20 protein-coding genes are annotated in these 23,139 nt (G+C 72.1%); 12 read left to right on the top strand and 8 right to left on the bottom strand.

From position 1 onward, the window contains the following. The first annotated feature begins 2 nt into the window (after positions 1-2). From pucL to ACFY8U_RS05130, 5 genes are all read left to right on the top strand, one after another. Positions 3-926 (top strand): factor-independent urate hydroxylase, encoded by a 924-nt coding sequence (gene pucL / locus ACFY8U_RS05150; protein WP_361594331.1) that lies wholly within the window; start codon positions 3-5, stop codon positions 924-926. Between the two features lie 70 nt (positions 927-996). After that, positions 997-2,523 carry a nucleobase:cation symporter-2 family protein gene (locus tag ACFY8U_RS05145; RefSeq protein ID WP_389565756.1) on the top strand — a complete coding sequence of 509 codons (1,527 nt, stop codon included), beginning with the start codon at positions 997-999 and terminating at the stop codon, positions 2,521-2,523. Between the two features lie 48 nt (positions 2,524-2,571). After that, entirely contained in the window at positions 2,572-3,963 is a 1,392-nt protein-coding gene (locus tag ACFY8U_RS05140; protein ID WP_389565753.1) for an 8-oxoguanine deaminase, read from the top strand. A 299-nt stretch (positions 3,964-4,262) separates the two neighbouring features. Then, complete coding sequence (locus ACFY8U_RS05135; RefSeq protein WP_389565750.1) at positions 4,263-5,711, top strand: nucleobase:cation symporter-2 family protein; 1,449 nt, start codon at positions 4,263-4,265, stop codon at positions 5,709-5,711. 56 nt (positions 5,712-5,767) lie between these two features. Beyond that, positions 5,768-6,553, top strand: a complete 786-nt coding sequence (locus ACFY8U_RS05130; RefSeq protein WP_389565747.1) for an aspartate/glutamate racemase family protein — start codon at positions 5,768-5,770, stop codon at positions 6,551-6,553. Positions 6,554-6,614: 61 nt separating this feature from the next. Here ACFY8U_RS05130 and ACFY8U_RS05125 read toward each other — a convergent pair whose 3' ends face one another. Then, positions 6,615-7,211 carry a TIGR03086 family metal-binding protein gene (locus ACFY8U_RS05125; protein WP_389565744.1) on the bottom strand — a complete coding sequence of 199 codons (597 nt, stop codon included), beginning with the start codon at positions 7,209-7,211 and terminating at the stop codon, positions 6,615-6,617. A 30-nt stretch (positions 7,212-7,241) separates the two neighbouring features. After that, positions 7,242-7,820, bottom strand: coding sequence for a hypothetical protein (locus tag ACFY8U_RS05120; RefSeq protein ID WP_389565742.1), 579 nt, complete (start codon positions 7,818-7,820; stop codon positions 7,242-7,244). Positions 7,821-7,951: 131 nt separating this feature from the next. Between ACFY8U_RS05120 and ACFY8U_RS05115 the strand changes: the two genes are divergently transcribed. Both ACFY8U_RS05115 and ACFY8U_RS05110 read left to right on the top strand, forming a co-directional pair. Then, positions 7,952-8,902 carry a fibronectin type III domain-containing protein gene (locus tag ACFY8U_RS05115; RefSeq protein WP_389565739.1) on the top strand — a complete coding sequence of 317 codons (951 nt, stop codon included), beginning with the start codon at positions 7,952-7,954 and terminating at the stop codon, positions 8,900-8,902. A gap of 54 nt (positions 8,903-8,956) precedes the next feature. Then, entirely contained in the window at positions 8,957-10,843 is a 1,887-nt protein-coding gene (locus ACFY8U_RS05110; RefSeq protein ID WP_389565737.1) for a hypothetical protein, read from the top strand. Between the two features lie 25 nt (positions 10,844-10,868). Here the strand turns inward: ACFY8U_RS05110 and ACFY8U_RS05105 are convergent, their stop codons facing one another. From ACFY8U_RS05105 to ACFY8U_RS05095, 3 genes are all read right to left on the bottom strand, one after another. Beyond that, the gene (locus tag ACFY8U_RS05105) at positions 10,869-12,023 is read right to left on the bottom strand and encodes a GDSL-type esterase/lipase family protein (RefSeq protein ID WP_389565734.1); all 1,155 of its coding nucleotides are present in this window, start codon (positions 12,021-12,023) and stop codon (positions 10,869-10,871) included. Positions 12,024-12,337: 314 nt separating this feature from the next. Next, positions 12,338-13,969 (bottom strand): malate synthase A, encoded by a 1,632-nt coding sequence (gene aceB, locus ACFY8U_RS05100; protein ID WP_389565731.1) that lies wholly within the window; start codon positions 13,967-13,969, stop codon positions 12,338-12,340. Positions 13,970-14,195: 226 nt separating this feature from the next. Further along, on the bottom strand, positions 14,196-14,810 hold the full coding sequence (locus ACFY8U_RS05095) for an NTP transferase domain-containing protein (protein WP_389565728.1): 615 nt from the start codon (positions 14,808-14,810) through the stop codon (positions 14,196-14,198). A 191-nt stretch (positions 14,811-15,001) separates the two neighbouring features. Between ACFY8U_RS05095 and ACFY8U_RS05090 the strand changes: the two genes are divergently transcribed. Both ACFY8U_RS05090 and ACFY8U_RS05085 read left to right on the top strand, forming a co-directional pair. Further along, entirely contained in the window at positions 15,002-15,325 is a 324-nt protein-coding gene (locus ACFY8U_RS05090; protein ID WP_389565726.1) for a DUF5955 family protein, read from the top strand. Between the two features lie 81 nt (positions 15,326-15,406). Further along, entirely contained in the window at positions 15,407-16,774 is a 1,368-nt protein-coding gene (locus tag ACFY8U_RS05085; protein ID WP_389565723.1) for a pyridoxal phosphate-dependent decarboxylase family protein, read from the top strand. Between the two features lie 34 nt (positions 16,775-16,808). Here the strand turns inward: ACFY8U_RS05085 and ACFY8U_RS05080 are convergent, their stop codons facing one another. Both ACFY8U_RS05080 and ACFY8U_RS05075 read right to left on the bottom strand, forming a co-directional pair. After that, the gene (locus ACFY8U_RS05080) at positions 16,809-17,447 is read right to left on the bottom strand and encodes a response regulator transcription factor (RefSeq protein WP_361594359.1); all 639 of its coding nucleotides are present in this window, start codon (positions 17,445-17,447) and stop codon (positions 16,809-16,811) included. Continuing rightward, on the bottom strand, positions 17,444-18,616 hold the full coding sequence (locus tag ACFY8U_RS05075; protein WP_389565720.1) for a sensor histidine kinase: 1,173 nt from the start codon (positions 18,614-18,616) through the stop codon (positions 17,444-17,446). The genes ACFY8U_RS05080 and ACFY8U_RS05075 overlap by 4 nt, the downstream gene beginning before the upstream one ends. A gap of 112 nt (positions 18,617-18,728) precedes the next feature. On the opposite strand from ACFY8U_RS05075, the gene ACFY8U_RS05070 reads away from it, so the two are divergent. Further along, entirely contained in the window at positions 18,729-19,814 is a 1,086-nt protein-coding gene (locus tag ACFY8U_RS05070) for an ABC transporter permease (RefSeq protein WP_389565718.1), read from the top strand. Continuing rightward, positions 19,811-20,491, top strand: coding sequence for an ABC transporter ATP-binding protein (locus ACFY8U_RS05065; protein ID WP_389565715.1), 681 nt, complete (start codon positions 19,811-19,813; stop codon positions 20,489-20,491). The genes ACFY8U_RS05070 and ACFY8U_RS05065 overlap by 4 nt, the downstream gene beginning before the upstream one ends. A 175-nt stretch (positions 20,492-20,666) precedes the next feature. Here ACFY8U_RS05065 and ACFY8U_RS05060 read toward each other — a convergent pair whose 3' ends face one another. Next, positions 20,667-21,476, bottom strand: a complete 810-nt coding sequence (locus ACFY8U_RS05060) for an IclR family transcriptional regulator (RefSeq protein ID WP_361443344.1) — start codon at positions 21,474-21,476, stop codon at positions 20,667-20,669. 327 nt (positions 21,477-21,803) lie between these two features. Here ACFY8U_RS05060 and allB point away from each other — a divergent pair, with 327 nt between their 5' ends. Further along, positions 21,804-23,138 (top strand): allantoinase AllB, encoded by a 1,335-nt coding sequence (gene allB, locus ACFY8U_RS05055; RefSeq protein ID WP_389565712.1) that lies wholly within the window; start codon positions 21,804-21,806, stop codon positions 23,136-23,138. Position 23,139 lies beyond the last annotated feature (1 nt).

The following is a 23,139-nucleotide window of genomic DNA, read 5'->3' as shown; positions in this document are numbered from 1 at the left end:
ACATGCCCACGATTCTCGGCCAGAACCAGTACGGCAAAGCAGAGAACCGCGTCGTCAAGATCACGCGGGACGGCGAGACCCACCACATCAAGGACCTGAACGTCTCCGTCGCCCTCTCCGGCGACCTCGACGACGTCCACCTCACCGGCTCCAACGCCCACTGCCTGCCCACCGACACGACCAAGAACACCGTGTACGCCTTCGCCAAGGAGTACGGGATCGAGTCGGCCGAGCAGTTCGGCATCCACCTGGCGCGCCACTTCGTGACGAGCCAGGAGCCCATCCACCGGGCCCGGATCCGGATCGAGGAGTACTCCTGGGAGCGCATCGCGACCTCGGACGCCAACTCCAAGTTCATCGGCGCCGACGAGGTCAACCACTCCTTCGCCCGCAAGGGCCAGGAGACCCGCGTCACCCAGATCACCTACGACGGTGAGAAGTGGGAGATCATCTCCGGCCTCAAGGACCTCATCGTCATGAACTCCACCAACTCGGAGTTCTGGGGCTACATCAAGGACAAGTACACGACGCTCCAGGAGGCGTACGACCGCATCCTGGCCACGCAGGTGTCCGGTCGCTGGCGGTTCAACTGGACCGACGACGAGCAGCGGATGCCCAACTGGGAGAAGTCCTACGAGCAGACGCGGAAGCACATGCTCCAGGCCTTCGCGGAGACGTACTCGTACTCGCTGCAGCAGACGCTGTACCAGATGGCCACCCGGATCATCAGCCACCGCTCGGAGATCGACGAGGTCCGCTTCTCGCTCCCGAACAAGCACCACTTCCTGGTGGACCTGGAGCCCTTCGGGCTCAAGAACGACAACGAGGTCTACTACGCCGCCGACCGCCCCTACGGCCTCATCGAGGCCACGGTGCTGCGTGACGGAGCCACGGCGCAGATCCCGGTCGACATGACCAACCTCTAGGCGGCACCGCGTGGCCGCCCCCGCCCGCCCGCAGTCGGGCGGGGGCCGCCACCACCGGAGGGACGTACCCATGGCACAGCCCGCAACGGGGCCGGCACCTGCCGAAGGCCCTTGTTCCACCCCGTCGGACACCTTGTCGGCCACCACGGCGGTCACGACTTCGGTCACGACGCCGGTCACGGCTTCGGTCACCTCGTCGGCCACGGCGCCGGTCATCGCGGCGGCCACTCAGCCGGTCGTCACGGCGGTCACCTCGACCGAGATCCACCCGGTGGACGAGAAGCTCCCCGCCTCGCGGCTCGTTCCCGCCGCGCTCCAGCACATCGCCGCGATGTACGCGGGCGTGGTCACCCCTCCGCTGATCATCGGCCAGGCGGTCGGCCTGGACGCCGCCGGGATGACCCGGCTCATCGCCGCGAGCCTCCTCATCGCCGGCTGCGCCACCATCCTCCAGACCCTCGGGGCCGGCCGCTTCGCCGGAAACCGGCTCCCCTTCGTCAACGCCGCCTCGTCGGCCGGCATCGCCCCGATGCTCGCGATCGCCGAGACCAGCGCCCCCGGCCACCAACTCCCCGCCATCTACGGCGCGGTGATGGTCGCCGGTGTCTTCTGCCTCGCCGTCGGGCCCTTCTTCGGCCGCCTGCTCCGCTTCTTCCCGCCGCTCGTCACCGGCGTCGTGATCACCCTGATCGGCGTCACCCTGATGCCCGTGCCCGTGAGCTGGGCGCAGGGAGGGAACAAGGAAGCCGCCGACTTCGGCGCCATGAAGTACCTCGCGCTCGCCGCCTTCACGCTCGTCGTGATCCTGCTCTTCCAGCGCTTCGGCAAGGGCTTCGTCAAGCAGATCGCCCTGCTGCTCGGCCTGTTCATCGGAACGCTCGCCGCGATCCCGTTCGGCATGGCCGACTTCACCGCACTGCGCGCGGCGCCCGTCGCCGCCCTGCCCGCCCCCTTCGCCTTCGGCGCACCGGAGTTCCAGCCCGCCGCGATCCTCTCCCTGTGCATCGTGATGCTGGTCCTGATGACCGAGTCCAGCGCCGGAATGCTCGCCCTCGGCGAGATCTGCGAGCGCAGGAGCGACGGAAGCACCATCACCCGCGGCCTGCGGACCGACGGCATCGCCACGCTCATGGGCCCCGTCTTCGGCGGATTCCCCACCTCGGCCTTCGCCCAGAACGTCGGAGTGGTCTCGCTGACCCGGGTCCGCTCCCGCTACGTCGTCGCCGTCGCCGGTGGCGCCCTGCTCGTCCTCGGCGCCTTCCCGGTCCTCGGAGCGGTCGTGTCGATGGTCCCGATGCCGGTCCTCGGGGGTGCCGGTATCGTCCTCTTCGGCTCGATCGCCGTCTCCGGAATCCGTACCCTGTCGGAAGCCGGACTCGACGACAGCTCCAACATCATCCTGGTGGCCGTCGCGCTCGGAGCGGGCATCATCCCGCTCGCCGCGCCCACCTTCTACGCCGACTTCCCGGCCTGGGCGCAGACCGTGCTCGGCTCCGGCATCAGCGCCGGAGCGCTCGTCGCGGTCACGCTCAATCTGTTCTTCCACCATCTCGGCACCCGGAGCCGTCACCCGGCCCCGGCACTCAAATCCTCCTAGGGTCCTGCCGTGCCCACACCACTCCCGAGGAATGAAGGAAGCACCGCCATGGCAGCACCTTCGGCAGCAGTCGAGCGGATCGTCATCGAGAACTGTGCGATCGCGACCGTGGACGCCAACGACACCGAGTACGCCTCCGGGTACCTCGTCGTCGCCGGCAACAAGATCGAGTCCATCGGCGCCGGCAAGGCGCCCGAGGGCCTGGAGAACGTGGTCCGCAGGATCGACGCCACCGGTCATCTGGTGACGCCCGGCCTGATCAACACGCACCACCACTTCTACCAGTGGATCACCAGGGGCCTGGCCACCGACCACAACCTCTTCAACTGGCTGGTCGCGCTCTACCCGACCTGGGCCCGCATCGACGAGGCCATGGTCCGCGTCGCCGCCCAGGGTTCGCTGGCCATGATGGCCCGCGGCGGTGTCACCACCGCCATGGACCACCACTACGTCTACCCGAAGGGCTCCGGCGACCTGTCGGGTGCCATCATCGGTGCCGCCCAGGACATGGGCGTCCGCTTCACCCTCGCCCGCGGTTCGATGGACCGCAGCGAGAAGGACGGCGGCCTGCCGCCGGACTTCGCCGTCGAGACCACCGAGGGCGCCCTCGCGGCGACCGAGGAGACGGTGAAGAAGTACCACGACGCCTCCTTCGACGCGATGACCCAGGTCGCCGTCGCCCCCTGCTCCCCCTTCTCGATCTCCACCGAACTGCTGCGGGAGGGCGCCGCGCTCGGCCGCCGCCTCGGTGTACGCATGCACACCCACGGCTCGGAGACCGTGGAGGAGGAGAAGTTCTGCCACGAACTCTTCGGCATGGGCCCGACGGACTACTTCGAGTCCACCGGCTTCCTCGGCGAGGACGTGTGGATGGCGCACTGCGTCCACATGAACGACTCCGACATCGAGGCCTTCGCCCGTACGAAGACCGGTGTCGCCCACTGCCCGTCCTCCAACGCGCGTCTGGCCGCCGGCATCGCACGCGTCCCGGACATGCTGCGCGCCGGCGTCCCGGTCGGACTCGGCGTCGACGGCACCGCCTCCAACGAGTCGGGCGAGCTCCACACCGAGCTGCGCAACGCGCTCCTCATCAACCGCCTCGGCGCCCACCGCGAGGCCGCGCTCAACGCCCGCCAGGCCCTGCGCCTCGGCACGTTCGGCGGCGCCCAGGTCCTCGGCCGCGCGGACTCGATCGGCTCGCTCGAAGCCGGCAAGCTCGCCGACTTCGTGCTGTGGAAGATCGACGGCCTCGGCCACTCCTCGATCGCCGACCCGGTCACCGCGATCGTGTTCGGTGCCGCCGCCCCGGTGACGGCCTCGTTCGTCAACGGCAAGCAGATCGTGGAGAACAACCGCCTGCTGTTCGCGGACGAAGAGGCGATCGCCCGCGACGCGCGCGCGGAGGCCCAGCGCCTGGCCCGGATCACGGCCCAGAGCTGACCTCCCCAAGGAGTCCGACCGAGGGGGACGGCCCTCGGTCGGTCGCCGCGGACCCGAGCGGGGTCCGTGGCCGGCTGGACGGGGGGTGCCCGTACGAAAAGAGGTACGGCACCCCCCGGACGGTCGACGTGTGTCAGCCTCCCCGCCTCCCCGGGCACACGACGCATTTCTCAAGAACGAAGAAGCACCCCCCACTTCCTCATGAGCCGCACCCGTGAGGCGCACGACCTGCACCGCTTTGCACCACCTCCATGACACCCACGTCCCCGCCGACGTGTTACCCGACCGGAGGAACCTCCGTGGCCACCAAGCCCAGGTTTCGCAATGATGCGCAAGACGCCAGCGCCGACACCGAAGACCAGAAGCATCCGGTCGACGAGACTCTGCCGCCCCTGAGAATGTTCACCAGCGGTCTGCAGCATGTGGCCGCCATGTACGCGGGGGTCGTCGCCCCGCCCCTGATCGTCGGTGCGGCCGTCGGACTGTCCGGCAGCGAGCTGACCTTCCTCACCGGAGCCAGCCTCTTCACCGCGGGGCTCGCCACCTTCCTACAGACGCTCGGCATCTGGAAGATCGGCGCCCGGCTGCCCTTCGTCAACGGCGTCACCTTCGCCGGTGTCGCGCCCATGCTGGCGATCGTCGACACCACGGACGACAAGGCCGACGCGCTCCCGATCATCTTCGGGGCGATCATCGTCGCCGGTGTGCTCGGCTTCATAGCCGCCCCGTACTTCTCCAAGCTCGTCCGCTTCTTCCCACCGGTCGTCACCGGCACCGTGATCACCCTCATCGGTGTCTCGCTCCTGCCGGTCGCCTTCGGCTGGGCCCAAGGGCCCAATCCGGCGGCGAAGGACTACGGTTCGACGACCTATCTCACGCTCGCGGCGATCACGCTCGTGGTCGTCCTCGTCCTGCGCCGCTTCACCCGCGGCTTCCTGAAGCAGATCGCGGTTCTCGTCGGCCTGGTCATCGGCACGCTCATCGCGATCCCGTTCGGGGTCACGGACTTCAGCCCGGTGACGGAGGCATCCGTCGTCGGCTTCCCGTCGCCGTTCCACTTCGGCGCCCCGCAGTTCGCGCTCGCCGCGATCATCTCGATGTGCGTGGTCATGCTGGTCTCGATGACCGAGTCGACCGCCGACATGCTGGCGCTCGGTGAGATCGTCGAGCGGCCGGCCGACGAGAAGACCATCGCGGCCGGACTGCGCGCCGACACGCTCGGCTCGGCCATCAGCCCGCTCTTCAACGGCTTCATGTGCAGCGCCTTCGCCCAGAACATCGGGCTCGTGGCGATGACGAAGATCCGGAGCCGGTTCGTGGTCGCCTGCGGCGGCGGTGTCCTGGTCCTGATGGGCCTCTCGCCCGTCGCCGCCTCGCTGATCTCGGTCGTCCCGCGGCCGGTTCTCGGCGGCGCCGGCGTGGTCCTCTTCGGGTCGGTCGCGGCGAGCGGTATCCAGACGCTGGTCAAGGCCGGTCTGGAGAAGGACAACAACGTCCTGATCGTGGCGGTCTCGCTGGCCGTCGGCATCATCCCGATCACGGTGCCGGAGTTCTACCACGCCTTCCCGGAGACCGCGAAGATCATCCTGGACTCGGGCATCTCGACCGGCTGTGTCGCGGCGGTCCTGCTGAACCTGGTCTTCAACCACCTGGGCAGGCGCGGCGACGAGGACACGGTCACCGCACCCATGGAACCGGGCGAGGAGATCTCCGAGACCCGGGGCGCGAAGGCGGCGCACGTCCACTGAGCGCGCCCTCTCCGTCCGACGAGCCGGTCCCCGCGTGTGACGCGGGGACCGGCGTCGTGCGTGTACCCGCGGACCTCGGCGCACGCGTGGACGTCACCGGGTCCAGGGAGCTCGCCGTTTCCGCCGGCCGCGGTGCGGCGCCGGCGGTCGTCCTGATCAACCCCAACACCTCGACGTCCACGACCGGGATGATGACCGCGATCGCCCGGCGGACGCTGGGACCGGACGTCCGAGGGGTGACCGTGGCGCGTGGCCCGCGGATGCTCACGGACCCGGCCGCCCTGCGCGCCGCCGCCCCCGAGGTGGCCGCGGCCGGCGGCAGGGCCCTGGCCTCCGGTACCTGCCGGGCGCTGCTGGTGGGCGCATTCGGCGACCCGGGACTGGCGCACCTGCGGGCGCTGTCCCTGGCCTTGGCGCGAGGGCCGGTGCCGGTGCCGGTGCCGGTGCCGGTCGTCGGTATCGGGGAGGCGGCCTTGCTGGAGGCCGCCGCTTCCGGGCGGCGCTTCGGCATCGCGACGACCACACCCCTGCTGGCGGAGTCCATCGTCGAGCGGGTCGCCGCCCTCGGCCTCTCCGACCGCTTCACCGGCCTTCGCCTGACCGGGGGAGACCCCCAGGCGCTGTCCGCCGACCCGGAGTCGCTCCGCGAGAGCCTGGCGCTCGCGGTCCAGGAGTGCGTCGTACGGGACGGGGCCCGGGCCGTCGTCATCGGCGGCGGCCCCCTGGGCGAGGCGGCCGACTCCCTGCGCGCCCGGTTCGAAACGCCGGTGATCGCCCCGATACCGGCGGCCTGCCGCAGGCTCGCGCGCCTTTTGACCGCCACCCCGGCCACCCCCCACTGATCGTCACTTCACCCCTTCCCGCACGATCGACCCGGACAGCCGAAGCCCGCCTCCTGGCCGGTCAGGACGTCGGCGGACGCCAGTCGGGACGCCGGCCGCTCAGGCCCACCACCCGGTCCAGCAGGGGCGCGTCGTCAGGGACCGGGACGACGGGGCCGAAGAAACCCCCCTCGGCCGGGGCGCCCTCCTCCGGCGTCAGCAGGGCCTCGGACACCGCCAGTTCCTCCTCGGTCACCTCGTACGCCTGGCCCGTCGCGCGCGCCAGGTCCCAGCCGTGGATCAGCAGCTCGTCGAGCGCGACCATGCCCATGACCGCCGCCGGCATCTCGACGCCACCCGCCTGTGTGTCCCCCTCCCAGGCGCCCGGCTCGCGCCAGGCCGCCGCCAGTTCGTTCAGCGCCTTCGGCAGGGCCGCACGCCAGTCGTCCTCCAGGACCGGCCGGACCGAGCCGGGCGGTGTGCCGGTCGTCGCCCCGAAGTCCTTGCGGGCGGCGTCGCGGAAGGCCACGCTCAGGCTCGCGACATGCGCGAGCACCTCCCGTACCGCGTACTCCGGACAGGGCGTCGGGTCCCCGAGCCGCTCGTCGCCGATGCCCTCGGCGAGCCGTGCCACCCGCTCCGCGGCCGTTCCCAGGTCGATGCGCTCCGTGTTCTCCATGCAAACAAAGACCGCAGGGGACGTCGGAACTCATCGGTCCGTGCCGATGCGACGTCCGCACTCCTTCGCCAGTACGGGATAGGCCGCCGCGATCGCCTCGTAGACCCTGCGGCGCAGCAGTCGTTCGGCCTCGGCCCGGCCTGTCGACCCGTACAGCCCGTCGAGCAGGTACTCGTACCGCGACAGCGCGTGTCGCAGATAGCTCACCTGCCACCGCACCAGCGCCCCGGCGGCGACCCCGCCGGGGCTGCGGGCCCCGAGCAGGTGGCGGTGGCGCACCGCCCGTCGCTCCAGCTCGGCGGCGGGGAGGCGTGGCACCTCGATCGGCTCCGCCCTGATCGCGGCGAGCACCGCCCGCCGCCGGGCCTCGGCCCCCGCCTCCGCCGCGGAGGAGCGGCGGCCCGAGGCGGCCGCGCACCGGGCGAACTCCGGTGTCCGTTCCACCGCCTCCACGCGCGCCAGCAGGTACAGCCGCACGGGCGCGAGGGACCACCGCCGCGGGTCCCGCCCCTGCACGTCGGGCGCTCCCAGCAGATCGCGCACCATCGGGTCGGTCCAGCCCCGCCGGCGCAGCCCGGTCAGCGTCACATAGGTCGTACGGTCCGTCATGATTCCCCCTCATTCGGTCACGGAGAGTGACGAATTCAGTGAAGCGCACCCCACTGACAACGACCCCTTGCCGGGTGCCTCCACGTCGTGGGATACAGGTCTGGACCATTCCGACGGACGGAGGCATTCCTGTGCAACGCCCGCTTGCCGCAAGCGTGTTGACCGTCGCCGCCCTCGCTCTCACCGCCTGTTCCGGCGGCCCCGAGAAGGACACCCGCGGCCCCACCGCCCCCACCGGAGTCACCGCGTCCGCCGGCAGCGCCAGCACCGTCCACGTCATGTGGAGCGCGGCCGCCGACGACCGGGCCGTCACCGGCTACGAGGTCTACCAGCAGGGCCGCAAGGTCAAGGACCTTCCCGCGACGACCCTCATGACCGACATCGTGAACCTCACGCCCGCGACCCCCTACGCCTTCACCGTCCGCGCCCGCGACGCCGCCGGAAACCGCTCCCCGCACAGTGCGACCGTCCCCGCCACCACCCTCGCCGCGACCGCCCAGGACCGCGCCGCGCCCTCGACCCCCCAGGCCCTGCGCGCCACCCCCGACGGCAGCCACGCGGCCACCCTGACCTGGACCCCGGCCCGCGACGACACCAAGGTCACCGCGTACGACATCTACCAGGCCGACGCCCGGATCCACACCGTCCCCGGCACGGCCACCACCGCCCGCCTCACCGGCCTGCGCCCCGGCACGGTCTACTCCTTCACCGTCCGCGCCCGCGACGCCGCCGAGAACTCCTCCCCGGACAGCGCCCCCGCCGACCTCACCACCGCCCCGGCCCCCGGCGCCGCCCCCAACACGGCCCCCACCGACCTCACGGCGAAAGCCGCGAAGGGCGAGATCACCCTCACCTGGACCCCGCCCCGCACCGGCGCCCCGGTCACGGAACACCAGCTCTTCCTGAACGAAGCCTTCGCCACCACGATCATCTGGGGCACCGACCCCCCGCCCGCCGAAGCCACCTACACCTTCACGGTCCCCACCACCGAGGGCACCCGCTACAGCGTCAAACTCCGCGCCCGCCTCCCCGACGGCACCTGGGGTGACTTCTCGGCCCAGCGCACCGTTGTCGTCCCATGACGGCGCCGCCCCAGGCCTCGTCGTCCGGCCCGTGCCGGAACTACCCTGGGAAAGGTGGCAGGGACCGTGCTCACCAACACCGGGCTCGACGCGTTCCTCGACGGAACACCGGAGCTCCGTGACCCTTCGTCCGTACGCGCCGCCGACGCCGTGCTCGCGCTGCTCGCCCTGCGCGGGGCCGACCGGCGGAGCGGGCTGCCCGAGCCGAGCGTGGAGCTGGTGCGGCGGCTGCTCGTCGAGGACGCGCCGGCGTTCGTGTTCGCAACGCCCGAGGAGCTGGCGGCCTACCCCGCCGTGCTCGTCGCGCTCACCGAGCGGGTGCGGGAGGCCGGGCGGCTGAACGGAAAGCGGCAGGCGCGCATCGTGGCCGCGATCGAGGACATCGTGCCCGACTTCGAACGGGCCATGACCGACCCCGCCAACTACACCTGGCAGCGCTGGTACGCCTCGCTGCTGCGGGCCGACGGCGCCGATCCCGGCGACCCCGCCGCCGTACGGGCCTGGCTCGCCGGACACGACGGCGTACGGCCGCCCGACGGGCTCAACCGGGCGGACCTGATGAACCGGAGCGACTTCGCGGACATGCTCCTCGCGGACGCGCTCACCGGGGCGTACGTACGGGAGGCGGAGAAGCCCTCGCCCGCGGGACCGCTGCTGACCGACGCGGACGTCGCGCACGGCGTGGCCAAGCTCGGCGGTCAGTTGGTCGACCGGTGGACCGCCGAAGGGCTCTCGGGCGCGCTCGCGGGGCCGTACGCCCATCTCGCCCCCGGCCCGGAGGCGTTCCCGCACCTCGTCCTCGCCGACACCCTCCTCGACGAGCACCTGAACTACTACGGCGACTCCACCATCCCGCTGCCGCCCCCACCCATGGAGGCCCACGAGCCCCAGCGGTCCGTCGAGGCCGGCGCGGACCTGCTCGCCGCGGCGGTCGAGGAGATGAAGGGCGAGGAGGGCGGTCTCTTCGACGGCGAGGCCGCGCATCTGCTGTACGCGCTCTACCAGCGGGGCTCCTGCGCCGAGTCGGTCGCCCGCCGCGCCGCCGAGTTCGAGGACTGGCCGGTCGATCCCCGGCTGGAGGACGCGCCCGTCCTCGTACCGGCGACGGCCCCCGAGGAGTACCGGGTCCCGCCGGCCGACGAGCTGGCCCGGCTCGTCGGATCACCCGTCACGGACGAGGACAGGTCCCGCCTCGAACCCGCCGCGCGGGCCATGGCCGACACCGTCGACCGGCTGGCCCGCACCGGCATGGTCTTCCGGACCGGCGACGCCTTCGGCCTCACTCCCTGGGGCGTCGAGGTCCTCCACTACCTGCTGCGGGTGCGCTGGGTCGCGGCGCCGGACGCCAAGGAGGCCGCGGCCTGGGACGCCCCCACCGTGATCGCCGCCGCCGAGGGCTGGTCCGCCTCCGCCGCCACCCGCGTCCTCGCCGAGTGGCTGCACGCGCACGGCGACACCGTCGAGGCCTGGTCCGCGCTGATCGACGCCCTCGGCACCGTCAACGCCGGCACCTTCGAGGCCGCCTACACCCGCGCCCTCTTCGGCTTCCTCGACCCCGCCGCCGCCCCCGTCGAGGCGCTGCGCGAGGCCCTGGACGACCCGGTGATGGGCGCGTACGCCTGCGGGGTCCTGCGCGCCCGGGGCGAGCCGGCGGACGAGGCCCGTGTGCCGCTGTCCGCCCGCGCCGTGCTGATCCTGGACCGGGTCCACCGCCGCCCGGCCGCCGGGCGGGCCATCCTCGACTCCGCCGCCGAGGGCTGGCCGGGCGGTGTCGACGCCCTGGTCGGGGAGATGGCCGCCGCGGACCCGTACCGCGCGGAGCGGACCCTCGGCGAACTCGGCATCGCGCTTCCCGGTACCCGTGCCCGCCTCGGTATCGGTACCAGGAGGACGAGCGAGCGGGCGCGGCGTCGCGGTCGGCGCGGACGCCGCGCCCGCTGATCCCCGTGGGGGGCTTGCGCGACCGTCAGGAGACGGCCGTCAGATACATGCCGGAGGCGCCGGTCCCCGTCGTGTTGCGGCAGGAGAAGTCGCCGCTCGGCCGTGCGTGGATCAGCGCGAGACAGCGGCCGAGCGCCAACTGGCCGTAGTGGTTGGGGTGGACGTTCTCCTGGATCGGCCCCTGGGTCTCGTTCGGGTCGATCCACCGCGCCCACTCGCTGGTCGCGGCCGAGGCCGGCACCGTCGCGCTGACCAGCTTGCTGGTCTTCGCACACACCTCACGCCCCTGGAGCATGTCGCGCAGATCCATGAACTGCGCCCCCTTGTTCGCCGCGACCCCCTTGAGCCGCTGGGAGACCTGGGGGACCAGTGTGTCCCGCGCCCAGTCGGAGTCCAGGTTCCAGAAGGGGCAGCCGCCCGTGTTGGTACGGCTCCAGCCGCTCTCGCCGTACCGGTTCTCCGAGGCGCGCGGGATGGGGGAGGGGTACGACTGGAGCACGATCCGGTAGTCGGAAGCCGCGTATCCCGCGCCCGACATCACCGCGCGGATCTCGTCGACGGACTTGCCGACGTTCGCCATCACGGTGTCGATCTTCGCGTCGACCGCGGCCTGCTGGTCGTCGTGGCAGTACGAGTACCAGACGATGTAGTCGGTCGCGCAGCTCCGGATGATGTCGGCGAAGCCCAGGTCGTTGCCGCCGATCGACAGCACGATCGTCTCGACGTCGTGGGAGGCGGCGACGGCCGCCAGCTGGTCGGCCTGCGGTGCCTCGCCCTTGTACGCCACGCCGCCGTTCGACGCGCGGAAGACGTTCCGGGTGGTCGCCCCCGAACAGGCCAGGTTGACCAGGGCCGAGGCGATCCCGCCCGCGCTCCTCACCTCGGCCGAGTCGGAGCGGTGGCAGCCGTTGGCCGCCGTCGCGCCGTACACCCGGGAGGGGTCGTACGCGCTCCCCGTCCACGCCCGGTCGGTGCCGTTCCGGCTGCCGGAGGTGGTCAGGCTGTTGCCCTGCCAGCGTCCGGCCTCTCCGGAGATGTAGCTGTCACCCATCGACACGACGGCGGTCGGGCCCGCGCCCTGGGCGGCGCCGGCGGGGCTCACTCCGGCAGCCAGGAGGCCGATCAGCGACGCGGCGGCGGCGAGGGATCTTCGGACCGTGCGGTGGGGGGTTCTGGGCATGGCGGTGTTCTCCTGCGTCGGTGCAGAGGAGTGGGGGACAGCCGCCGGCCGGTGGCATGCGGAATCTGACATGCCGTGGCTTGTTACCGCTAGGTAGGGGTCGGTTTCGGTTGCGTCACGTGCCCTGTGGAACACACCGGAGCGAAACTCCCCGGAGCGAAACTCTCCCGAGAGAAATTCTCCGGAGGGGGAGCCTCCCGGGCGAAGGAACGGCTCCGCCCCCGGTGCTGTGCGTTCACCGGGGGCGGAGCCGTTTTCGCGGAGTCACCGCGTGTTGTTCGGCCGCTGTGCGGGTCGGCCGAAGTCGGGGGAGCTCAGCCGATCAGCTGGTCGTACGCCGGAAGCGTCAGGAAGTCCGCGTAGTCGGCGTCGAGGGAGACGTGGAGCAGGAGGTCGTGCGCCTGCTGCCACTTGCCTGCCGTGAAGGCCTCCTCGCCGATCTCCTCGCGGATCGCGGCCAGCTCCTCCGCGGCGACCTGGCGGGCCAGCTCCGGGGTGGCCTTCACGGTCTTCCCGTCGTGCTCGAACTCGACGCCCGCGTTGATCCACTGCCAGATCTGCGAGCGCGAGATCTCGGCGGTGGCCGCGTCCTCCATCAGGTTGAAGATGGCGACCGCGCCGAGGCCGCGGAGCCAGGCCTCGATGTAGCGGGTGCCGACCTGGACGGCGTTGCGAAGACCCTCGTACGTCGGCTTCGCGTCGAGCGAGTCGATCGCGATCAGGTCGCCCGGCGCCACCGAGACGTCCTCGCGCAGCCGGTCCTTCTGGTTCGGCCTGTCGCCGAGGACCGCGTCGAAGGAGGCCATGGCGATCGGGACCAGATCCGGGTGGGCGACCCAGGAGCCGTCGAAGCCGTCGCCCGCCTCGCGGTCCTTGTCCGCCTTGACCTTCTCGAAGGCGACCTTGTTGACCTCGGCGTCCTTGCGCGACGGGATGAAGGCCGCCATGCCGCCGATCGCGTGCGCACCGCGCTTGTGGCAGGTGCGGACGAGGAGTTCGGTGTACGCCCGCATGAACGGGGCCGTCATCGTGACCGCGTTGCGGTCCGGCAGGACGAACTTGGCGCCGCCGTCACGGAAGTTCTTGACGATGGAGAAGAGGTAGTCCCAGCGGCCCGCGTTGAGGCCCGCGGCGTGGTCGCGGAGCTCGTAGAGGATCTCCTCCATCTCGTACGCGGCCGTGATCGTCTCGATCAGGACGGTGGCGCGGACGGTGCCCTGCGGGATGCCGACGTACTCCTGCGCGTAGACGAAGATGTCGTTCCAGAGGCGGGCCTCCAGGTGCGACTCCGTCTTCGGGAGGTAGAAGTACGGGCCCTTGCCGAGCTCGATGAGGCGCTTGGCGTTGTGGAAGAAGTACAGGCCGAAGTCGACCAGTGCGCCGGGGACCGGGCGGCCCTCGAAGGTGAGGTGGCGCTCGTCCAGGTGCCAGCCGCGCGGCCGCATCACGACCGTGGCCAGCTCGTCGGCCGCCTTGAGCGCGTACGACTTGCCCGAGCGCGCGTCCGTGAAGTCGATGTTCCGGGTGTACGCGTCGATCAGGTTGACCTGACCGAGGATCACGTTCTCCCAGGTCGGGGCCGAGGCGTCCTCGAAGTCCGCGAGCCAGACCTTGGCGCCCGAGTTCAGCGCGTTGATCGTCATCTTGCGGTCGGTCGGGCCGGTGATCTCGACACGGCGGTCGTTCAGGGCCGCCGGGGCCGGCGCGACGCGCCAGGAGTCGTCCGCGCGGATCGAGGCGGTCTCCGGCAGGAAGTCGAGGGTCGAGGTACGGGCGATCTCGGCGCGGCGCTCCGCCCGGCGGGCGAGGAGCTCGTCCCGGCGCGGGGTGAACCGCCGGTGCAGCTCCGCCACGAAGGCGAGGGCCGCGTCGGTCAGCACCTCCTCCTGCCTCGGCAGGGGCTCGGCTTCGACGACGGCCAGGGGGGACGGCGCTGGTGCGGACATGAACTGTCACTTCCTTCAGCGGGCTTCACGGGCGGTGCCTTGCGGCCGCCGGGCGTCACGGGTCGGCACGGAGTGCCGCTAGCGCCGAGATACGGCCGCGGAGCGCCGTCAGGGGATCAGGCGCTTCTGAACAGTGGATACTAGTTTCCTCATGGTGGAAGTTCAATGGTTTGTTGATGTCGAGATTCTCCGGATCGACAGAACATGGCGCTCAGTGCCACACCCTTCACTCAAGGTGCGCCAGATCCGCCTCCGTGTCGATGTCGTAGGGCTCGGCCACATCGGAACAGTCCACGAGCGTGATCGCATCCCGATGCTCCTTGAGGTAGTCCCGCGCGCCCTGGTCGCCCAGCGCCCCCGCCGCGATCCCCGCCCAGCGGTCCGCGCCGAACAGCACCGGATGGCCGCGCTTCCCGTCGTACGACGCCGCCGCCAGGGAGTCGCGCGAGCGGTACGCCGACAGGACCCGCGCCACCGCCTCCGCGCCGATCCCCGGCTGGTCGACGAGCGACACGAGCGCCGCGTCCACCGGCAGCGCCTCGGCGGCCAGCGAGGCGAGACCCGCCCGCAGCGACGACCCCATGCCCTCGGCCCACTCCGGGTTGTCGACCAGGACGCAGCCCGGCAGCTGGGCCCGCTCCCGTACGGCGTCGGCCGAGGCGCCGAGGACGACATGGATCACCTCGCAGCCGCCCTCGCGCAGCACGCGCACCGCGTGCTCGACCAGCGGCCGGCCACGGTGGGTCAGGAGCGCCTTGGGGCGGCCGCCCAGACGTCGGCCGCCGCCCGCGGCGAGGAGCAGACCGGCCACGAGAGGGGTGGATTGCCGTGTGTTCGTCATGCTGACTGCATACCGCATGACACGGACGCCTGAATTGTGTCCGCACAGTGGCGCGCCGGGCGCGCGATGGCGTTAACTTGCTCGCGACTCCGGGCGCCCGACCACCGTTGCACAGGTCGGGTCGGTGGTCGCCCAGGGCGCGAGGGGGGACGGCGGAGTCCGGCGCACAGTGTCGTGCGAGGGGGAGAACTTTGTTGCGTAGCGTTGGGCAGAGGCGTGTGACGACCGGCAGCGGCGTGGACCCGAGGGTGGTGGAGCTGCGTGCCGCCGTCTCCCGGCTCCGGCGCGAACTGGCGGGCCATCCGGTCGAGTTCACCGACCGGGGCATCGCCGAGGACGAGCTCGCCGCGCTGGACGCGATGGCCGTCAGCGGAGTCCCCGAGGTCCGTAGGCTGCGCCGCTCCCTGCTCCTGATCGCCGGCTCGATCGGCTCGGTCAGCGCCCTGTCGAACGGACTGACGAGCGTCCGCCGGGCCGTCGAACTCTTCGGGGAGCCTCCGCGCGAGCTGCCGTGACCTGGTCCGGCGTGACATGGCCGGCGTGGCGGGGGCGGCCGCGGCTTGCGGGGTGGCGGCGGCTGTCCCATAGTCCGAGATATGGACGCGCGCGAGGCGGCGCTCCGCCAGGCGTACGACCATGCCGTCCGATGGCTGGCCAGCCTGTCCGACCGCCCGGTCCCCGCCCGCGCCTCGGTCGACGAGATCGTGCGCGCGCTCGGTACCGCACTGCCCGAAGGCCCCAGCCCGCCCCCCGACGTCGTCGACCTGCTGGCCACGGCCTGTGAACCGGGGCTCACCGCCTTCCCCAGCGGACGCTTCTACGGCTTCGTCGTCGGCGGCGGCGAACCCGCCGCGCTGGCCGCGGACTGGCTGGTCAGCGCCTGGGACCAGAACTGCGTGATGCGCACCGTCACGCCCGCCTACGCGGCGGCGGAGGAGATCGCCGGTGCCTGGCTGCTCGATCTGCTCGGGCTGCCGGACGGCAGCGCCGTCGGCTTCACCACGGGCGCCACGATGGCGAACTTCACCTGCCTCGCCGCCGCGCGCGACGAGGTGGTCCGGCGCGTCGGCGGGGACGTCGCCCGTGAGGGACTCGCGGGCGGCCCGGCCGTGCGCGTCGTCGCCGGCGAGCACCGCCACATGGCCGTCGACCTGGCGCTGCGCTACCTGGGCCTGGGGAGGCCGGAACTGGTGGCGGCGGACGACCAGGGACGCATCCGGCCGGACGCGCTCCGGGACACCCTGGCGGCCGGAGGGCGGAGCCCCACCCTGGTGATCCTGCAGGCCGGGGACATCCACTCCGGCGCCTTCGACCCCTTCCCCGAGACGATCCGGGCCGCGCGCGAGGCGGACGCCTGGGTGCACGTCGACGGCGCCTTCGGACTCTGGGCCGCCGCCTCCCCGCGCCACGCCCACCTGGCGGCGGGCTGCGCACAGGCCGACTCCTGGGCGACCGACGCCCACAAGACCCTGAACGTCCCGTACGACTGCGGGCTGGCGATCGTGCGCGATCCGCCCGCGCTCCGGGCGGCCATGGGCCTACGGGGCGACTACCTCATCCAGCACGAACTCGGCGACCCCATCGACAAGGTCCCCGAGCTCTCCCGGCGCGGCAGGGCCTTCCCCGTCTGGGCGGCCCTCAGGTCCCTCGGCCGGTCAGGCGTGGCCGACCTCGTCGAGCGGCTGTGCCGGCACGCCTCCGCGTTCGCCGCCGGCATCGCCGCGATCGACGGCGCCACCGTCCTCAACGACGTGGTCTTCACCCAGGTCTGCGCCGAGTTCGGCGACGACGGCCGTACGGAACGGGTCCTCACCCGGCTCCTCGACGACGGTACGACATGGATCAGCGGCTCCACCTGGCACGGCAGGCGGGTCATGCGCATCTCGGTCAGCAACTGGTCCACGACCGACGACGACGTGACGCGCGCGCTCGACGCGATCCGGCGCGCCGCAGACAGCGCGTGAGACAGGAGCGCCGCCCGCCCGTGTCCCAGGGCCGTCAGCGGCGGATCAGGCGCCGCGCCGTCGCCGTCGCCACCGCCGCCGTACGGGAGTCGACGCCCAGCTTGGCGAAGACGTGCACCAGATGGGACTTCACCGTCGCCTGGCTCAGGAACAGCGCCTTGCTGATCTGCTGGTTGGACAGGCCCTCACCCACCAGCTGGAGCACCTCCAGCTCCCGCTTGGTCAGCGCCTCCGCCGGGGTCCGCATCCGGTCCATCAGCCGGTGCGCCACCGCCGGGGCCAGCGCCGACTGGCCGGCCGCCGCCGTACGGACCGCCGCCGCCAGCTCCTCCGGCGGGGCGTCCTTCAGCAGATAGCCCGAGGCACCCGCCTCGACGGCCGCCAGGATGTCCGCGTCCGTGTCGTACGTGGTCAGGACCAGGACCCTCGGACCACCCGTATGCGCGGTGATCGCAGCCGTCGCCTCCGAGCCGTGCATCCCGGGCCCGAACTGCAGGTCCATCAGGACCACGTCCACCCCGTCCGCCGCCGCGAGCTCGGTCGCCAGCTCCACCGCCCGCTCGGCCGTGGCCGCCTCGCCGACGACCGTGAAGTCCGGCTCCGTGTCCAGGACCGCGCGCAGCCCGGCCCGTACCACCGGATGGTCGTCGGCGAGCAGAAGACGGATCGTCATGTCGACACTCCAGTGGGAAGGGGGAGGGACACGGCGACGGCCGTGCCCTGACCGGGCGCGGACTCCACCGTGAACACGCCGCCCAGCGACTCCGCACGCGAGCGCATCGCCGGCAGCCCGAAACCGCCGTCCGCGGAGGACGAGAGCAGCGCGGGGTCGAAGCCCTTGCCGTCGTCGACGACGTCCAGCGTCACCGAGGCGTCCATGAACGACAGCGTGATCTCCGCCCGCGCCGCCGCGGAGTGCCGCACCGTGTTCGCGAACGCCGACTGCGCGATCCGGAGCAGCGCCACCTCGTACGGCGTCGGCAGCTCCACCGGTGTCCCGCTCACCGTGAAGCGCGCCCGCAGCGCCACCTCGGGATCGGGGCTCGGCTCACAGAGCCGCTCCAGGGCCGCGGCCAGGGAGCCGTGCTCCAGGTCCGGCGGCGACAGCGCCCGGACGAACCGCCGCGCCTCCGCCAGATTGTCCTGTGCCGCCCGCCGCGCACGCTCGATGTGCCCGGCGGCCGGTGAGCCCTCCGGCAGCGCCCGCTCGGCGGCCCGCAGCAGCAGCTGGATCGAGGAGAGCCCCTGGGCCAGCGTGTCGTGGATCTCCCGCGCCAGCCGCTCGCGCTCCGCCAGCGTGCCCGCGTGCCGCTCGGCCGCCGCCAGCTCCGCCCGGGTCACGATCAGCTCCTCCACCATCCGTCTGCGCCGCTCGCTCTCCCGGTACAGCGCCTGATAGCCGAGAACCGTGGCCACGGCCACCGCCCCGCCGAGCAGCGGTCCGATGAAGACACCGGGGCTGAGCGTCGCGCCATGGCGTACGTACGACGAGATCGCCGCGCCCGCCGTCAGGGCCACCGCCGGCAGCGCCCAGCGCACCGGCAGCAGATGCAGCTGGAGGAAGTACAGCGGGAACGCCACCCACAGCCCGTCGGGCGTGGCCCAGAGCAGCGCCAGCCAGGACGCGCACAGCACGGTCAGCCAGAGCGCTGCGGCGCGTTGCGATTCCCATACGGACGGGACGGCGGACCCGGTCGCGTAGACCACGCCCGTCAGCACCGCGAGCGCGACACCGGCGCCGGAGTCCGCCCGGACGGCCGCGAGGGCCAGCAGTCCCGCCATCAGCAGGTGCAGACAGAGGCGCAGCGCACGCAGGACGGGGGTGAGGGAACGCGGATCCATGATCTGACCAGCGTAGGCGGGGGCAGACAATCCGGACTCAACCGAAAGTTTGATTGCGGAGCCATCCGTGGCGCGATGCCGCCGGGCGCCGGGGCCCGGAAGGCTGGGCGGCATGTTCGTGGCATGGAGAGACCTGAGATTCGCCAAGGGGCGATTCACCCTGATGGGCACGGTGATCGTGCTCATCACGCTGCTCGTCGGGCTGCTGTCCGGGCTGACCGCCGGACTCGCGCGCGAGAACATCTCGGCGATCACGGGCCTGGCGGCCGACCGGCTCGCCTTCGCCGCCCCGCCCTCCGGCCAGTCGGTCTCCTTCACCAACTCGACGGTGACGGAGAGCCAGTGGCGGCGGTGGGCGGAGCGGCCCGGCGTCACGGATGCGCAGCCGCTGGGCATCCGCACGCTCAACGGCGCCGCGGGGGACCGTACGGCGGCCGTCTCCGCGTTCGGTACCGAGCCCTCGGCGGGCCTGGCGCCCGGGAGCGGGAAGCTCGGGCCCGGCCGGGTCGTCCTCTCGGAGTCCGCGGCGGAGGAACTGGGCGTCGGCGTGGGCGGGGCCGTACGCCTCGGTCCGCTGGAGGCCACGGTCGCGGCCGTGGCGGGCGATGCCTCGTACAGCCACACGCCCGTCGTCTGGACCGCGCTGGACGACTGGCAGAGGCTGGGGCACGACGGCACGACGCCGGAGGAGCAGGCGACGGTCGTCGCGCTGCGTCTCTCCGGGGACGTGGATCCGGGGGCCGGGGACGAGGAGCTGGGCACGGAGTCGCGGACGATCGACGAGGCGCTCACGGCCATAGGGTCCTACCAGGCCGAGAACGGATCGCTGCAGTTGATGCGCGGCTTCCTCTTCGTCATCTCGGCGCTCGTCATAGGCGCCTTCTTCACCGTGTGGACCATCCAGCGCAGCGGGGACGTGGCCGTCCTGAAGGCGCTCGGCGCCTCGACGCCGTACCTGCTGAGGGACGCGCTGGGGCAGGCGGTACTCATGCTCGGCGCCGGGACGCTGCTCGGCACGGCTCTCGCGGTCGGCGCCGGCGTGCTGATCAGCGGTGGCGACGTGCCCTTCGTGCTCGAACCGCTGACCGTGCTCGGGCCGGCGGCCGTGATGATCGTGCTCGGTGTCCTCGGCGCGGCCCTGTCCATCCGGCGGATCACCGCCGTCGACCCTCTGACCGCGCTCGGGAGCGCCCGATGACTCTGCTGCTGGACGACGTGACCCTGACGTACCCCGACGGCGACGGGCGCCTGACCGCGCTCGACGCCGTCTCCCTCGAGGTGCCCGCGGGCCGGGTGACCGCGGTCGTCGGACCCTCCGGCTCCGGCAAGTCCAGCCTGCTGGCGGTGGCCGCGACGCTGGTGACCCCGGACCGGGGGCGGGTCGTCGTGGCCGGTACGGAGACGGCGGCGCTGGATCCGGCGGGCCGGGCGGCGCTGCGGAGGGAGCGGATCGGGATCGTGTTCCAGCAGCCGAACCTGCTGCCGTCCCTGACGGCCGTGGAGCAGTTGCAGGTGATGGCGCATCTGTCGGGGGCGAGGCCGAAGGCGGTACGGGAGAGGGCTCTGACGCTCCTGGACGCGGTCGGCCTCGTGGATCTGGCGGCGCGGCGCCCGCACCAGCTGTCAGGCGGGCAGCGGCAGCGGGTCAACATCGCGCGGGCGCTGATGAACGAGCCGTCGGTGCTGTTGGTGGACGAGCCCACGAGCGCCCTGGATCACGAGCGGGGCGGGGCGGTGGTGGACCTGCTGGTCGCGCTGACGCGGGAGCGGGGGACGGCGACGGTGCTGGTGACCCACGACGAGGCGCACGCGACGCGCGCGGACACGTTGGTCCAGGTGGAGGACGGCCGCCTCACGAGCCGGGCCGTGGCCTGACCGGTTGCGGGCAATCGTTCCGCAGGGCGGAACGGGTGGGCACAACCCCCACGACGGCGCCGCATCCGCGGGCACCGTAAAAGCACGGGGAACATGGGCCCGGCAAGGGCGCCGTCCCGTTGTGTCCACCCGTTCCGCCTCAGCCGAACGGTGCCCACACCTTCCGGGGCAGGCGTTACGCGGTGCCGTTGCCCGCCGTGTTGGCCAGGGCCGTCGAGAGTTCTCGGGCCACCTCCTGGAGGATCGGCACGATCTTCTCCGTCGCCGCCTCCGTCACCCGGCCCGCCGGGCCGGAGATCGAGATGGCCGCCGCGGTCGGGGAGTCGGGGACCGAGACCGCGAGGCAGCGGACTCCTATCTCCTGCTCGTTGTCGTCGACCGCGAAGCCCGCGTCCCGCACCACCGCGAGCGCGTCCAGGAAGCCCTCCGGCGTGGTGATCGTCTTCTCCGTGGCCGCCGGCATGCCCGTACGGGCCAGCAGCGCGCGTACCTCGTCCGCCGGGGTGTGGGCCAGCAGCGCCTTGCCCACGCCCGTGGAGTGCGGCAGCACACGCCGGCCGACCTCGGTGAACATGCGCATCGAGTGCTTGGACGGCACCTGTGCGACGTACACGATCTCGTCGCCGTCGAGCAGCGCCATGTTCGCGGTCTCGCCCGTCTCCTCGACGAGCCGCGCGAGGTACGGCCGCGCCCAGGTGCCGAGCAGCCGGGAGGCGGACTCGCCCAGGCGGATCAGGCGGGGGCCGAGCGCGTACCTGCGATTGGGCTGCTGGCGTACGTAACCGCAGGCCACGAGCGTGCGCATCAGTCGGTGGATGGTCGGCAGCGGCAGCCCGCTGCTCGCGGAGAGCTCGCTCAGCCCGACCTCGCCCCCGGCGTCGGCCATCCGCTCAAGAAGGTCGAAGGCACGCTCGAGGGACTGGACGCCACCGCTCGCGGCGGCGGGCTTGGCGGCGTCGGTGGTGCTGGCGCTGGACGTCGGCACGTCAAGGTCCTTTCGGGGCAGGCGGGCAAGGCAGCAGCCTACCGGGCCGTCCGGTCGGACACACGGTCCCGGTCCTGGTGTACGGGCCGGTCAGGGGGGTGTTTGTCCGGTGTCGGCGGCTGCCCGGCGGCGTCCGTCTCCGCCCCGCATGTGCGGAGCTACGTTCTACTGTACGAAATTCCCATTCCACTTCATGGAAACATCCAAGTGGGGGGCGGCGCGAGTCCGGGTGACGGGGTCATGCTGGAAGTGCACCCTTGACGGCATGTCGTCCCGAGTGAAGACTCCTTCAACAGTTCGTTGAAATTCTGCTGGAAAGGGGTACGGGTGGACGTCAACCTGGTACTGCGCTCGACTCGCGTCATCACCCCCGAGGGGACGCGGCCCGCGTCGATCGCCGTCTCCGGCGGGACCATCGCCGCGGTGCTGCCGTACGACGCCGAGGTACCGGCCGGTGCCCGGCTGGAGGACGTCGGCGACGACGTCGTGCTCCCCGGGCTCGTCGACACCCATGTCCATGTGAACGACCCCGGCCGCACCGAGTGGGAGGGCTTCTGGACCGCCACCCGCGCCGCGGCCGCCGGTGGCATCACCACGCTCCTCGACATGCCGCTGAACTCGCTCCCGCCGACCACCACGGTCGACCACCTGCGGATCAAGCAGGACGTCGCCCGCGCCAAGGCCCACATCGACGTCGGCTTCTGGGGCGGCGCGCTGCCCGACAACGTCAAGGACCTGCGCCCGCTGCACGACGCCGGGGTCTACGGCTTCAAGTGCTTCCTGTCGCCCTCCGGGGTGGACGAGTTCCCCGAGCTCGACCAGGAGCAGCTGGCGAACTCGCTCGCGGAGATCGCCGGCTTCGGCGGCCTGATGATCGTGCACGCCGAGGACCCGCACCACCTGGCCGCGGCGCCGCAGAAGGCGGGCGGAAAGTACGCCGACTTCCTGGCCTCCCGGCCGCGCGACGCCGAGAACACGGCGATCCAGAACCTGATCGACCAGGCCCGCCGGCTCAACGCCCGCGTCCACGTCCTGCACCTCTCCTCCTCCGACGCGCTCCCGCTGATCCGCGCCGCGAAGGCCGAGGGCATCACGATCACCGTCGAGTCCTGCCCGCACTTCCTCACGCTCACCGCGGAGGAGGTCCCGGACGGGGCGACCGAGTTCAAGTGCTGCCCGCCGATCCGCGAGGCCGCCAACCAGGACGCTCTCTGGGAGGGGCTGGCGGACGGCACGATCGACTGCATCGTCTCCGACCACTCGCCCTCCACCGCCGACCTCAAGACCCCGGACTTCGCCTCCGCCTGGGGCGGCATCTCCTCCCTCCAGCTCGGTCTGCCCGCGATCTGGACCGAGGCCCGCCGCCGCGGCCACGACCTGACCGACGTCGCCCGCTGGATGTCCGAGGGCCCGGCGAAGCTCGCGGGCCTGGAGCGGAAGGGCGCGATCGAGGCCGGCCGCGACGCCGACTTCGCGGTCCTCGACCCCGAGGCGACGTTCACCGTCGACCCGGCCGAGCTGGAGCACCGCAACCGGGTCACCGCCTACGCGGGCCGGACCCTGCACGGTGTCGTCACGTCCACCTGGCTGCGCGGAGAGCGCATCGCCGACCGCGGCACCCTGGCCGAACCCTCCGGCCGTCTCCTCGAAAGGACCCACTGAA

Origin of the sequence: Streptomyces sp. NPDC012508, from assembly GCF_042902595.1 — a bacterium.
GTDB lineage: Bacteria > Actinomycetota > Actinomycetes > Streptomycetales > Streptomycetaceae > Streptomyces.
The sequence above is the reverse complement of the archived record's forward strand: the minus strand, read 5'-3'. Positions and strand labels throughout refer to the sequence as shown.

What these genes read in the sequence shown, in the direction of transcription:
- pucL (WP_361594331.1), top strand. Translation starts at nt 3, where the DNA reads ATGCCCACGATTCTCGGCCAGAACCAGTACGGCAAAGCAGAGAACCGC.
- ACFY8U_RS05145 (WP_389565756.1), top strand. Translation starts at nt 997, where the DNA reads ATGGCACAGCCCGCAACGGGGCCGGCACCTGCCGAAGGCCCTTGTTCC.
- ACFY8U_RS05140 (WP_389565753.1), top strand. Translation starts at nt 2,572, where the DNA reads ATGGCAGCACCTTCGGCAGCAGTCGAGCGGATCGTCATCGAGAACTGT.
- ACFY8U_RS05125 (WP_389565744.1), bottom strand. Translation starts at nt 7,211, where the DNA reads ATGGAGAACACGGAGCGCATCGACCTGGGAACGGCCGCGGAGCGGGTG.
- ACFY8U_RS05120 (WP_389565742.1), bottom strand. Translation starts at nt 7,820, where the DNA reads ATGACGGACCGTACGACCTATGTGACGCTGACCGGGCTGCGCCGGCGG.
- ACFY8U_RS05105 (WP_389565734.1), bottom strand. Translation starts at nt 12,023, where the DNA reads ATGCCCAGAACCCCCCACCGCACGGTCCGAAGATCCCTCGCCGCCGCC.
- aceB (WP_389565731.1), bottom strand. Translation starts at nt 13,969, where the DNA reads ATGTCCGCACCAGCGCCGTCCCCCCTGGCCGTCGTCGAAGCCGAGCCC.
- ACFY8U_RS05095 (WP_389565728.1), bottom strand. Translation starts at nt 14,810, where the DNA reads ATGACGAACACACGGCAATCCACCCCTCTCGTGGCCGGTCTGCTCCTC.
- ACFY8U_RS05085 (WP_389565723.1), top strand. Translation starts at nt 15,407, where the DNA reads ATGGACGCGCGCGAGGCGGCGCTCCGCCAGGCGTACGACCATGCCGTC.
- ACFY8U_RS05080 (WP_361594359.1), bottom strand. Translation starts at nt 17,447, where the DNA reads ATGACGATCCGTCTTCTGCTCGCCGACGACCATCCGGTGGTACGGGCC.
- ACFY8U_RS05075 (WP_389565720.1), bottom strand. Translation starts at nt 18,616, where the DNA reads ATGGATCCGCGTTCCCTCACCCCCGTCCTGCGTGCGCTGCGCCTCTGT.
- ACFY8U_RS05070 (WP_389565718.1), top strand. Translation starts at nt 18,729, where the DNA reads ATGTTCGTGGCATGGAGAGACCTGAGATTCGCCAAGGGGCGATTCACC.
- ACFY8U_RS05065 (WP_389565715.1), top strand. Translation starts at nt 19,811, where the DNA reads ATGACTCTGCTGCTGGACGACGTGACCCTGACGTACCCCGACGGCGAC.